Raw genomic sequence first — 13,301 nt, 5'->3', positions numbered from 1 at the left:
AGGCTTAACAGAGCAGATGCAAGAGCAACTACTAACTCAGTCTCCCTACATTAAAGTGGCTCTACCAGTGCCATTGCGCACCCTGTTCGACTATAAAGTTCCCAAAGCCATCGCCCTACGTCACGAATTAAAACCTGGCATGCGCGTCAAAGTGCCTTTTGGCAAAAGCAGTCGCATCGGGGTGATAGTTTCATTAAGTCAGCAGAGCGATTGGAATCCTGATGAGGTTAAGCCACTTACTTCATTACATGACAAAGCACCAGTACTTACTGAAGAGCTAATGTCATTGTGTTTGTGGGCTGCTCGCTACTATCACCACCCCATTGGCGATGTGATTTTTCATGCTTTACCTGTATTACTTCGAAAAGGAGAGAACGCGGAATTTCGCACCGAAAATTGGTGGTTCACTACCGACCTAGGACAAAGCTATGACCTTGCCCAACTGAGCCGAGCACCACGACAGCAAGACTTTCTTAAAGCTGTACAACAGCATCCAAATGGTTTAAGCCAACAAGCCGCTGCGGTATTGGATTTGGCTCATGCGGCCGGCAAAACATTAGAAGAAAAAGGCCTAGTAAGAAGAGAGCCGCGTGCTTTTAATAAAGCCGGTGAAAGACATACACACCAGACACAAGTTCCACCCACACTCAATTCTGAACAAAGCCGAGCCATTGACACTCTGCAACAACACAAAGACCACTTTCATGTCGCTTTGCTCGATGGTGTGACAGGCAGCGGGAAAACCGAAGTCTTTCTACGCTTGATTGAGCAGTATGTTAATAACGATCAACAAGTGCTGGTGATGGTGCCTGAAATTGGCCTTACACCACAAACCTTAAAGCGCTTTGAAGTGCGGTTTAATACCGATATCGTGTTAATGCACTCCAATATGAACGACAGAGAACGCTTAGACGCTTGGTTATTAGCCGCCAACGGTCACGCTAAAATCATTATAGGCACACGCTCCGCGGTATTTGTTCCTGCGCCCAATTTGGGACTAATCGTGATCGATGAAGAGCACGACGCCTCCTACAAACAACATGAAAAATTTCGCTACCATGCCCGCGATTTAGCGGTCAAACGTGCGCAAAATAGAAACATTCCAGTATTGTTGGCGTCAGCCACACCTTCCTACGAAAGTCTTGCTAATGCGTTGCAACATCGATTTTCTTGGCTCAAATTACGTCACCGAGCGGGAGATGCGAAACCACCAGTTATGGAACGTGTTGACCTTAGAGGTCAGTCATTAGTCCACGGTTTTAGTGAAACAGCATTAGCCAATATCAAGCAAACTTTGGCCAGAAAAGAACAGGTACTGATTTTTCTCAATCGTCGTGGCTATGCGCCAACACTGATGTGCCACCAATGTGGTTGGATTGCTACGTGCGATCATTGTGATGTTAATCTGACCGTACACAAACGTGCCAACAAACTACATTGCCACCATTGTGACGCACAAAAAGCCCTAATCTATCAGTGTCCTGATTGCCAAAGCGATGAACTTTTCACTGTTGGCGAAGGCACCGAGCAGCTAGAAACCCAATTAAGCAATTTGTTTAAAGATACGCCCGTGTTGCGCATTGATCGTGACAGCACGCAAGGCAAAACGTCGATGGCCAAGCTAACGCAAAAAATTCATGAACATGATCAAGCCATTTTAATTGGCACTCAAATGCTGGCCAAAGGCCATCATTTCCCCAATGTCACCTTGGTGATTATTATGGACGCGGATGCTGGGTTATTCTCGTCGGATTTTCGCGGCATGGAGCGCACAGCACAGCTTATCACCCAAGTGGCTGGTCGTGCCGGGCGTGCGAAAAAGCCTGGACATGTATTGCTACAAACCTATCATCCAGAACATGCTGCCATAGAATGCTTATGTGATGCAGGCTATGAACACTTTGCCATTGAAGGACTGGCCGAGCGGAAATCCTTGTCTTTGCCACCTTTTTATCATCAAGTGATCGTGCGTGCCGAATCCGCTAATGAACAAGAAGCCATGCAGTTTTTGCATGCGATGAAAAACGATTTAGCCCCCATGTTACCCAATGATGTCTATTGGGTTGGGCCTTATGCAGCCATCATAGTACGCAAAGCTGGGCAGCATCGTGCATTGATTTCCTTAAAATCCTCTCAACGAGGGCCTCTGCACCAAGCCACACAAGTCATCACTCATTGGTTGGAACAGGCGACAAAACAGCATAAAATGCGTTTCGCAATCGACGTTGATCCACTGGAAACTTACTAGTCGACAACGCATAATGTGCACCTAATGATTTGAGTACCCAAAAACCGATATGTTTAAGCCATTTTACATCGCCAGCAAAGGTAGCCGTCCGAAGAAAGGCGCGACTCGTCGTACGCCACCGCCTGCTAAACGAAAAACCCCTTGGTGGCTATGGTTACTCATTCCAGCCGTTTTATTTGCTTTCATCTATGCGTTAACTCAGCTGAGTCAGGTAAATACAGAAGCCGCTAAAGCCAAGCAAACACCAAAGACAGCGAAACCTGCAAAAGCCAAGGTAGTGGAAAAAGCCAAACCTAAACCTGTCAAAAAAGCGAAACCGGTCGAACAAACCACGACAACAGCGAAAAAAGACAACTTTGAGTTTTATCAGATTTTACAGGATAGCGAAGTCGATACCAGCCATGTTGATGCTTATCAGTCGACACCTCGCGGTGAGCAAGATTTCTATTACATGCTACAAGCGGCGTCTTTTCGAAACGCTGACGATGCCGATCGCTTGCGTGCCAAGTTAATTTTATCTGGCTTAGTAGAAACCAATATTCGTCAAACCACAGGCCAAGATGGTCGCCCTTGGTATCGTGTCATTCTAGGACCCTATGTGTCTCGATCTAAAATGAACCGTGCCGAAGATAAACTGGTGTCGATGGACATCTCTTCCTTCTCTTATACTGTCAAGAAAGAGCCATAACCTCTCGGGAGGTGCTGGAATGATCTCAGCAATCTCCCCTTCACGCTTGAAATCTTATTGTCAGCCCCCATTTCGTTAGAATCGAAATTGGAGTAAAGCATGACAACGATTCTAACTGTACGCAAAGGCAACCAAGTCGTCGTAGGTGGCGATGGACAAGTATCACTTGGTAATACGGTAATGAAGGGCAACGCTCGTAAAGTCCGCCGTTTATATCATGGTGAAGTCATTGCTGGCTTTGCCGGTGGCACCGCCGATGCCTTCACCTTATTCGAACGTTTTGAAGGACAATTGGAAAAACACCAAGGCCATCTAGTCCGCGCTGCCGTTGATCTTGCCAAAGATTGGCGCTCGGATCGCGCCCTGCGCAAATTAGAAGCCATGTTGATTGTGGCAAATCAAGAAAGTACTCTAATCATCACAGGTACTGGGGACGTCGTGGAACCACAACATGGTGCTTTAGCCATAGGTTCGGGCGGTAACTTCGCTGAAGCCGCAGCACGTGCTTTAATTGACAACACAGACTTATCAGCCAAAGAGATAGTGGAAAAAAGCTTGAACATCGCTGCGGACATCTGCGTATTCACTAACCACAACCTCACCATTGAAGAAATCGCCGTTGAAGCCAAGCTGGAAGACAAATCCGTTTAACTCAACCGCTATTAGACACCTTTTAAGAGATAATTTCATGAGCAGCATGACCCCAAGAGAGACGGTTAACGCCTTAGACAATCACATTATCGGCCAGCAAAAGGCCAAGCGAGCCGTCGCCATTGCCCTACGTAATCGCTGGCGTCGTATGCAATTGCCAGAAGATATGCGCGCCGAAGTGACGCCAAAAAACATTCTGATGATTGGCCCAACCGGTGTGGGTAAAACCGAAATCGCCCGTCGTTTGGCAAAACTGTCCAATGCGCCTTTCATCAAGATTGAAGCCACTAAATTCACCGAAGTTGGCTATGTTGGTCGCGATGTGGAATCCATTATTCGTGATTTAGTGGAAATGGCCATCAAGATGTTGCGTGAGCAAGAAACCGAGAAATTACGCCACAAAGCGGAAGATGCGGCTGAAGATCGTATTCTGGATGCCTTACTTCCTCCTGCTCGTGGCGGTGACCCTGAACTCAATAGCGAGAGCAATACTCGTCAGATTTTCCGTAAGAAATTACGCGAAGGTCAATTAGACGACAAAGAAATCGACATTGATGTAGCAGAAGCCCCTGTTGGGGTGGAAATTATGACGCCACCTGGCATGGAAGAAATGACCAGCCAGCTACAAAACATGTTCTCAAGCTTTGGTTCCAACAAAACCAAGAAGCGCAAACTGAAAGTCAAAGACGCCTTACGCCAAGTACGTGATGAAGAAGCGGGCAAACTGGTCAATGAAGACGAATTAAAAGCCCGTGCAGTGGAAGCAGTTGAACAAAATGGCATCGTCTTCTTAGATGAAATTGATAAAGTAGCCAAAAGCTCAGAACGCACCAGCGGAGAAGTGTCTCGCGAGGGTGTGCAACGTGATTTATTGCCTTTGGTAGAAGGTTGTACCGTCAACACCAAATACGGCATGATCAAAACCGATCATATCTTGTTTATTGCGTCTGGCGCCTTCCATCTAACCAAGCCATCGGATTTGATTCCGGAATTGCAAGGTCGTTTACCCATTCGTGTTGAACTAGATGCTTTGACTGTAGATGACTTCAAACGCATTTTGGTAGAGCCTAACGCGTCTCTCACTAAACAATACGTTGCACTCGCAAAAACCGAAAACATCGATCTAAACTTTACTGACGAAGGCATTACCCGTATTGCCGAAATTGCTTGTCAGGTCAACGAAACGGTCGAGAACATTGGCGCGCGTCGCTTACATACTGTGCTTGAACGTTTACTGGAAGAAGTGTCTTATTCTGCTTGTGATATGCCTGAAGGTCAGCAAGTTGACATCACAGCTACCTACGTTGACGAGCACTTAGGTGAAGTTGCCAAAGACGAAGATCTAAGCCAATACATTCTGTAAGCTTAGGGCTGAATTAGTGCGAACCACGCTTTCGTGGTTCGCCTTATTATTTAGAGTCAACATCATGCTCACACCAACAAAAATTCATTACCACAAGCAGTCTCGTGAACTGGAATTAGCCTTTTCAAATGGTCAAAGCTTTCGCTTAAGTGCAGAGTATTTGCGCGTCCACTCACCTTCTGCCGAAGTACGTGGTCATGGATTACAGATGCCGATACTTCAGTACGGCAAGAAAAACGTTGCCATTCAGAACATCGAAGGTGCCGGTAACTATGCGTTAAAAATCAGTTTTGATGATGGCCATGATTCCGGTCTTTTTACTTGGGAATACTTGCACAAACTGGGTTCTAATCAGGTTGAGCTTTGGCAAATGTATTTAGATCGCCTTGAAAAAGAAGGCAAGACGCGGGACACTTCCGTCATTCAAATCCACCAGCTGTAATATTAGGTTACCGCCAACATCAGGACACTTGCATGAGCTCACTTAGCTTGTCAGCCATTAGCGCCATCGAACATGGCATCAACCTTGCGCTACAACAAGACGTTCCCTCACAACAAAGACTAAGCAAAATAGCTGGTCAACAAGTATTTCTGTATGTAGAAGACTTTGCTTTGATTCTGCAGGTACACATACTTGAACAAGGCGTCATGCTGCACAAGCCAGACTCTTTGGACGAGATTGAGCTGAATCCCAAACTGGATACTTTAGTACAAGGACCCAGCTCAGCGTATCGTAAATTGCTCGAAGGCGATGGTTTCTTTGACGGAGACTTACGCATTCAAGGTAATGCTCAAACCCTCATGACCTTGCACAAGGTAATGGAAAACTTTGAGCTGGATTGGGAAGGCTTATTAGCGGATCACCTTGGTGACCTGCCCGCCGCAGCTTTAGCGCGCTTGTTACGCGCTCAATGGTCATGGAGCAAAAATTTTGCCACAACGGCGCGTATGCAACTGGTGCAACATCTACAATCCAATAGTCAATTACTGCCCAGCAAAATAGAAGTAGAGGCTTTCATTGATCAACTAGAGCAATTTGGTACTCAATTGGATCGCTTTGAAGCAAGATTAAGAATGCAGGAAAACAAAAACCGCTAAGAGCTAATGATTACCTACTTGATAGCTTGTGCCTTAACACTCATGTAACACATGACAGGTATTTCACAATGCATCCTTTACACAAGAAACCTTAATCGTCAAAAGCCAGCTTGATCTGCTCAGCACTATGGCCTAAACCGATTAAAAAATGCAGTTTGGCAAACGCCGCTTCATAGGTCATGGCTTGCCCAGAAATTACACCAGCGTTAACCAAGGCCGAACCCGCCGCATACGCGCCAGCGGCAACACTGCCCGCACCACATTGGCTGACATTGACGATCACCACGCCACGCTCATTGGCTTGATGTAATACGGACAAGAGCTCAGCATCTTTATCCGGTGCATTACCCGCGCCATAGCTAAGCAATACCGCCCCTTTTACTTGCTCGTCGAGTAAAGCTTGCCAATGGGATGCCTTTACCCCGGGAAACACAGGCAATAGCGTCACCGCACCAGATTGCATGTCAGGAATCCGTATCTCACCGGAAACTTCATTCACTGGCCCTTCTCGCCATCGCCAATCAATGCCTAAAATGCCTCGCTCAGCGCGATTAGGCGATGAGAATGCTTGCCAATCACTGGTATGGGATTTGTGCGCACAATCACCTTCAATGAGGCGTCCGGCAAAGAATAAGAACACACCTTGAGCAACTGATTCACAGGCGGAAATAGCGCCTAATACGTTGTTCATGGCATCACTTCTGGATTGGTACATAGGCACCTGAGAACCAGTGACCACAATGGGCTTGGCACTGTTTTCAAACATCAGACTTAGCGCAGCCGAGGTGTAAGCCATAGTGTCAGTGCCATGAAGTACGATAAAGGCATCAAAATCCTGCCAACGAGTATGAATATCCTGAGCAATGGTTTGCCAGTCTTTTACCGTGGCATTGGATGAATCGATCAACTCAGGGTAACTGTGAATCTCAAATTCATGAGCCATGTCTGACATATTATTGAGCTGTGATAACAATGCTGGCGCAAACGCGCTATCCGGCGCTAATCCCTGCTCTGATGGCACCATACCGATCGTACCACCCGTATAAGCTATGTATATTTTCATCTGGTTCCCCTAATATTTCTCTGCGCAGGAAGCAGGTTTCATTTGATCCAAGCCAGGCCCCATCGCAAAGAAAAAAGGCGCTAAACCGAGGAAAAGCGCCTTTCAAATCCAATCTTCGCCTAAATTACATGCGCTCTAAGGTCTCAATACCCAATAAGGATAAGCCCAACTTCAAAGTAGATGCAGTATTCAGCGCCAATTGTAGGCGACTGTTTTTCACCTCTTCCTCTGCATTCAAAATCGGACAAGCTTCATAGAAGCTCATGAAAGTACCCGCTAGCTCATACAAGTAAGCACACAAGAAGTGAGGCATACCTTCGTTCGCAACTTGCTGCATTGCTTCTTCAAACTGACAAAGTTTCACTGCCAAAGCACGCTCTTGGCTGGCTTCGACTTTAATGTCACCCGTTAAAGATGCAATGTCCATCTCAGAACGTTTCACAATGCTGGCAACACGGGAATAAGCGTACAACAAGTAAGGCGCGGTATTACCTTCAAAGCTCAACATGGTGTCCCAGTTAAAAACATAATCACTGGTACGGTTTTTCGATAAGTCAGCGTATTTTACTGACGCAATCCCCACCACACGACCAATGTTACGCAGCTCCTCTTCGCTCATCTCAGGGTTCTTCGATGCGACCAATTGATAAGCACGCTCTTGCGCTTCCTCTAGCAAAGAAGACAACTTAGCCACTCCGCCGGAACGCGTTTTGAATGGCTTGCCATCACTGCCCATAACGGTACCAAATGGCATGTGTTCCAACTGAGTTTCCGGTTTTACAAAGCCCGCCTTACGAGACAAGGTGAAAATTTGCTGAAAATGTAATGATTGACGAGCATCGACAAAATACAACACACGATTGGCTTGCAAGGTATGTTGACGAAAACGTACCGCCGCTAGATCGGTGGTCGAATATAGGAAACCACCGCCCGTTTTCTGCACTATAATCGGCGTAATTTCACCGTCTTTGTTGGCGAACTCTTCCAAGAACACGCACTGTGCACCTTGGTCTTCTTTTAATAGACCTTGCTCTTGCAGCTCGTTAACCACATTTTGCAAGTCATCGTTGTAAGCACTTTCTGGCATTACATGCTGACGCTCTAACGAAACACCCAACATTTTGTAGGTTTCTTCACAGTGTGTCAGAGAGATGTCGATAAACTCATCCCACAAGGCCAAGCAATCTTTATCACCTGATTGCAGCGCTACCACGAGTTCACGGGCACGGTTAGCAAAGGTTTCATCCTCATCAAAACAGTTCTTCGCCGCGCGGTAGAAAGTCTCTAAGTCCGATAAAGCCATACTGATTTCAGCTTGTTCGGAACGTAAGCGTTCCATGTATGCCAACAACATACCAAATTGAGTGCCCCAGTCACCCACATGGTTTTGACGAACCACTCGATGACCTAAGAACTCCAGAGTACGCACCACCGCATCACCAATCACGGTGGAACGCAGATGACCTACGTGCATTTCTTTGGCCAAATTAGGCGACGAATAATCCACCACAACGGTTTCTGGCGCACTGACTTCAGGCACATCCAGACGGTCGCTTTGACGCAGCGCCATTAGCTCTTTGCCTAGCCAAGCATTTTTCAAAAAGATATTAATAAAACCAGGCCCCGCAATTTCGACTTTTTCTGCAATATCAGATAAGTCCAAACCATCGACGACTTTTTGCGCCAATTCACGAGGGTTCATTTTTAGGCTTTTCGCTACGCCCATGATGCCATTTGCTTGGTAATCACCAAATTGGACTTTCGCCGATTGACGCGTCAGTGCCGGCGCTGTTTCAGGCGCACCCGCTGCGGCCATGGCCGCTTGAATACGTTGATTTAGAAGCGTTTGAATATTCACTTGGAAACCTTTAAACAATGCATGTGCTCAAAGTGAACACATCAAAATCACAAACCCTCTGTCAATCTTGTTACACAAGTTCGGCAGAGGGTTTCATTAGAAAGTAGATGGCCTAATAATAACCGATTTTCACTTTATTAGCGAAAGAACAACTGGCAAGCTGGGTTATTATTTTCATCTTGATATGGATAGCCTAACTCATCCAAATAATGAGTCACGTCGGTTTCTTCTCCCACCGCCTGCAAGCCCACCAAAACACGACCATAAGCATCGCCGTGATTTCGATAATGAAACATGGAAATATTCCATTGTCCGCCTAAAGTGTTAAGGAACTTCAGCAAAGCACCAGGTCTTTCAGGGAACTCAAAGCTATACAGCAACTCCCCTTTGCTACTGCGCAAATGGCCACCAATCATATGACGAACATGTACTTTAGCCGTCTCATCATCGGTAAGATCAACAATTTCATATTCTTTCAAATCATCAAGCAATTCTTCTCGACTGTGAGGACTACCACCTAATCCCACACCGACAAAAATCACCGCTTGATCATCATCACCATACCGATAGTTAAATTCCGTAATATTTCGACCAACCAAAGCCTGACAAAAATCTTTAAAACTGCCTGGCGATTCAGGAATTTTCACCGCAATAATGGCTTCGCGCTTTTCACCTAATTCAGCGCGTTCAGACACATGACGTAAGCGGTCAAAGTTAACATTGGCACCACTGTTAATGGCGATCAAGGTTTGACCTTGTGCATTCTCTCTTTCGATGTATTTTTTCAAACCCGCTAAGGCACAAGCGCCAGCCGGTTCAGTAATAGCTCGGGTATCATCATATATATCTTTGATGGCAGCACACATTTCATCTGTGGTCACTGTGATGACTTCATCAACCGTGTCTTTGGCGATAGCGAAGGTGTTTTGACCAATTTCCGCAACCGCCACCCCTTCCGCAAAGATGCCCACCTGTGCCAGACGCGTTGGCTCACCCTTATCCATCGCGACTTTCAGACAAGCCGCATCTTCAGGCTCTACGCCGATGATTTTAATATCAGGGCGTAAATATTTAACATAAGCAGCAACCCCCGCGATCAGGCCACCACCGCCGACAGGGATAAAGATGGCATCAATTGGCCCTTCATGTTGATGCAAAATTTCCATGCCTATGGTGCCTTGACCAGCAATGGTGTCTACATCGTCAAATGGATGCACATAGGTTTGACCGGTTTGCGCCATAATCTCTTTCGATTTAGCCGACGCTTCATCAAACGCATCCCCGAATAAGACCACTTCAGCCCCATGATTACGTACCGCACTGACTTTTACATCTGGTGTAGTCGCAGGCATCACAATGGTCGCTTGTATGCCCAGTTTTTTCGCTGCTAAAGCAAGGCCTTGGGCGTGGTTTCCCGCTGACGCGGCAATCACACCTTTGGCTCTTTCTGCATCTGTTAACTGACAAATTTTGTTGTATGCCCCACGAATTTTGAATGAGAAAACAGGCTGTAAATCTTCTCGCTTCAAAATAATCTCGTTGCCTAATCGATTTGATAACTGATTGGCACGAGACAGTGGTGTTTCTACAGCAACGTCATAGACGCGTGCCTGTAGAATCTTTTTAATAATGGTGTGAGGCATAATAATTCCCAGAAAACCTTCGTCAGAATAAGACTTGTACGCTTAATGAAAGAGCAGCAAGTTATAAAATTGAACCCCGAAATATACCTGTTCGCTACAACGCACGTAAAGCCGCAAGCCATGGAATCTGCGAAATAGCCAATATAATTTTCAGTTCCGTACAAAGCACAGTTAACAAGCTTAAGAATAAGGGCATATAATGTCCCCACCATCAGAGGAAACTTACCATAAGAGTGAGTTCAAATTACCATTAAAACGATAACTAAGAGCGCCCCTCATGACTCAAGATGAGCTAAAACAAGCCGTTGCCGAAGCGGCCGTGAATTACATTCTGCCTTTACTAGAGAGTGATACCATAGTCGGTGTCGGTACAGGCTCCACTTCCAACTTATTTATTGATGAATTAGCCAAGCACAAACACGACTTTGACGGCACAGTTGCCAGCTCAGAAGCGTCTGCCGAGCGTTTAAAAAAACATGGCATTCCTGTTTATGATCTAAACAGCGTTGGCAATATTCGCGTTTACGTGGACGGAGCAGATGAATCCAACCATCACCTTTATCTCATTAAAGGCGGCGGTGCAGCATTAACTCGAGAGAAGATTGTTGCCGCTTGCAGCGAAGAGTTCGTTTGTATTGCTGACGAATCCAAACTAGTCGATGTGTTGGGCGATTTCCCTCTGCCAGTAGAAGTGATTCCAATGGCTCGTAGCTATGTTGCTCGTGAGCTGGTAAAGCTAGGCGGTGATCCGGTTTATCGTGAAGGTATCGTCACTGACAACGGCAATTGCATTCTAGACGTCTACAATATGAAGATTCTTGATCCGATTAAATTAGAAGCACAGATCAATAGTATTGTCGGAGTGGTGACCAATGGCTTGTTTGCCGATCGCGCGGCCGATGTTCTATTGTTAGGCACACAGCAAGGTGTTAAAACCCTACGCAAAGCCTAACTAAGGTCGTCAGTTACCCTATAAAGTAACTGACGTATCTGAGAAGGTTTACTCCTTTATAATACAGGCTATTTTTTAGTCTAAACTGGCACCAAAAATCGAAAACGGTATCATTTCACCACCCTCAAAATAATAAGGATAGGTCTGATCATGCACAATTTAGCTCACGTTTTGGCGAATTCATCTACTCCAAACGCGCTGCAAAACCTTCTTAGCGTCACAACCGATACTTGCATCGACATCTGCAAAGCACTGCACAAAGGCTCTCTGGCGGGTATTCTTGGCGTTGCGGGTAATGAAAACGTGCAAGGAGAAGAACAAAAAAAATTGGATATCATCTCCAATAATATGCTCAAAGAAGCATTACTGAAGTGTTCAGATGTTCGGGCCATTGCCTCAGAAGAGGAAGACGATATTGTTCCTGCTAACACACAAGGACAATATCTAATCGCTTTTGACCCGCTGGACGGCTCATCCAACATTGATATCAATGCTATGGTTGGAACCATCTTCTCCATTTACCATGACACTGGCGAAACCGCCGCGACAGAACAGAGCTTCTTAAAGCCTGGGACAGAACAAGTTGCTGCCGGTTACGTGCTTTACGGCCCATCTTGCATGCTCATCCTGACTACAGGCCAAGGCGTGCAGATGTTCACCTTAGACCCTGAGAAGCATGAATTTATCCTGACGCAAAATAAGGTCGAAGTGGCTGCAGATACGCAAGAATTTGCTATTAATATGTCCAACCAACGTTTTTGGTCAGCCGCAACCCAAACCTATGTCAGCGACCTTGTCGCTGGCTCAAGCGGCACAAGAGAGAAAGACTTTAACATGCGTTGGGTCGCCGCTATGGTAGGGGATGTGCATCGTATTTTATGTCGTGGTGGTATCTTTATCTATCCATGGGACAGCAAAACACCAAACCGTGCCGGTAAACTTCGCCTTATGTATGAAGCCAACCCTATGGCTATGTTGATAGAACAAGCAGGCGGCAAAGCGCACACGCACACTCAACGTATCCTTGATATCCAACCAGAGGGCATTCACCAACGCGTCGCCGTGATTCTTGGAGCGGCAAATGAAGTGGATAAATGCTTAAGTTATTAACACTCAGCCACGACATTAGCATTTGAACAGATTTGTGAATAAAACGGAGCATAAGCTCCGTTTTTTTATATCCATTTCATACAAAACCGTAGGTTTGACAAGGGAGGCACGACCGCTATCAAACGAGGTGTAGTTTGACGTTCCTATAGACGTAAAAAAGCCCTGACAGGCTGTCCTATCAGGGCTTCTTATGTTTAAAGCTTGACGACGACCTACTCTCACATGGGATCTCCCACACTACCATCGGCGATGGCGCTTTTCACTGCTGAGTTCGGGATGGGATCAGGTGGTTCAACGCCTCTATGATCGTCAAGCAATTCGGTTGGCGTATCGTTCTGGTTTGAGCTCTTCTACTCTTCTACCAAAACACGCGAATACGTTGCTTGGATCTTTAACAATTCATTTTGAAATAACCTGGATCAAGTGTTAAACCAGGACCTCCATAGATGGAGGAAATGCTGAAAATTGTCAGGAACAATTTCAGTTATCGTAATCTATGTGCCTGGTAATGATTTTCTTCATTATCCAGTAAAACTACTTTGGTGTTATATGGTCAAGCCTCACGAGCAATTAGTATTGGTTAGCTCAATGCCTCACAGCACTTACACACCCAACCTATCAACGTCC

The 13,301-nt window shown here is 45.9% G+C and carries 11 protein-coding genes and 2 rRNA genes; 8 read left to right on the top strand and 5 right to left on the bottom strand.

The window, feature by feature from the left end:
* The first annotated feature begins 16 nt into the window (after positions 1-16).
* From ACXAH2_RS00065 to ACXAH2_RS00040, 6 genes are all read left to right on the top strand, one after another.
* Positions 17-2,248, top strand: a complete 2,232-nt coding sequence (locus ACXAH2_RS00065) for a primosomal protein N' (protein WP_475075644.1) — start codon at positions 17-19, stop codon at positions 2,246-2,248.
* Between the two features lie 49 nt (positions 2,249-2,297).
* Entirely contained in the window at positions 2,298-2,936 is a 639-nt protein-coding gene (locus tag ACXAH2_RS00060) for an SPOR domain-containing protein (RefSeq protein ID WP_475075643.1), read from the top strand.
* A 99-nt stretch (positions 2,937-3,035) separates the two neighbouring features.
* A complete protein-coding gene (gene hslV, locus ACXAH2_RS00055; RefSeq protein WP_475075641.1) occupies positions 3,036-3,587 on the top strand; it encodes an ATP-dependent protease subunit HslV in 552 nt (183 codons plus the stop codon).
* A gap of 37 nt (positions 3,588-3,624) precedes the next feature.
* Positions 3,625-4,950, top strand: coding sequence for an ATP-dependent protease ATPase subunit HslU (gene hslU, locus ACXAH2_RS00050; protein WP_475075639.1), 1,326 nt, complete (start codon positions 3,625-3,627; stop codon positions 4,948-4,950).
* Between the two features lie 64 nt (positions 4,951-5,014).
* Positions 5,015-5,392 (top strand): gamma-butyrobetaine hydroxylase family protein, encoded by a 378-nt coding sequence (locus ACXAH2_RS00045; protein WP_475075636.1) that lies wholly within the window; start codon positions 5,015-5,017, stop codon positions 5,390-5,392.
* 32 nt (positions 5,393-5,424) lie between these two features.
* Positions 5,425-6,048 carry a ubiquinone biosynthesis accessory factor UbiJ gene (locus ACXAH2_RS00040; RefSeq protein WP_475075634.1) on the top strand — a complete coding sequence of 208 codons (624 nt, stop codon included), beginning with the start codon at positions 5,425-5,427 and terminating at the stop codon, positions 6,046-6,048.
* Positions 6,049-6,139: 91 nt separating this feature from the next.
* Here the strand turns inward: ACXAH2_RS00040 and ACXAH2_RS00035 are convergent, their stop codons facing one another.
* From ACXAH2_RS00035 to ilvA, 3 genes are all read right to left on the bottom strand, one after another.
* Complete coding sequence (locus ACXAH2_RS00035) at positions 6,140-7,111, bottom strand: asparaginase domain-containing protein (RefSeq protein WP_475075633.1); 972 nt, start codon at positions 7,109-7,111, stop codon at positions 6,140-6,142.
* Between the two features lie 124 nt (positions 7,112-7,235).
* The gene (argS, locus tag ACXAH2_RS00030) at positions 7,236-8,969 is read right to left on the bottom strand and encodes an arginine--tRNA ligase (protein ID WP_475075631.1); all 1,734 of its coding nucleotides are present in this window, start codon (positions 8,967-8,969) and stop codon (positions 7,236-7,238) included.
* A 137-nt stretch (positions 8,970-9,106) separates the two neighbouring features.
* Entirely contained in the window at positions 9,107-10,612 is a 1,506-nt protein-coding gene (gene ilvA / locus ACXAH2_RS00025) for a threonine ammonia-lyase, biosynthetic (RefSeq protein WP_475075630.1), read from the bottom strand.
* Between the two features lie 277 nt (positions 10,613-10,889).
* Between ilvA and rpiA the strand changes: the two genes are divergently transcribed.
* Together rpiA and ACXAH2_RS00015 are read left to right on the top strand one after the other, a co-directional pair.
* The gene (rpiA, locus tag ACXAH2_RS00020) at positions 10,890-11,564 is read left to right on the top strand and encodes a ribose-5-phosphate isomerase RpiA (RefSeq protein WP_475075628.1); all 675 of its coding nucleotides are present in this window, start codon (positions 10,890-10,892) and stop codon (positions 11,562-11,564) included.
* Between the two features lie 150 nt (positions 11,565-11,714).
* A complete protein-coding gene (locus tag ACXAH2_RS00015) occupies positions 11,715-12,674 on the top strand; it encodes a class 1 fructose-bisphosphatase (protein ID WP_475075626.1) in 960 nt (319 codons plus the stop codon).
* Positions 12,675-12,873: 199 nt separating this feature from the next.
* On the opposite strand, the gene rrf is transcribed toward ACXAH2_RS00015, so the two are convergent.
* Positions 12,874-12,988, bottom strand: a 5S ribosomal RNA gene (gene rrf, locus ACXAH2_RS00010).
* 235 nt (positions 12,989-13,223) lie between these two features.
* Positions 13,224-13,301: ribosomal RNA gene (locus tag ACXAH2_RS00005) — 23S ribosomal RNA — on the bottom strand; the annotation flags it as partial.

The organism is Marinomonas sp. ABL3_031, from assembly GCF_056161265.1.
Note: the sequence above shows the minus strand (reverse complement) of the source record. Positions and strands in the feature narration are given on the sequence as shown.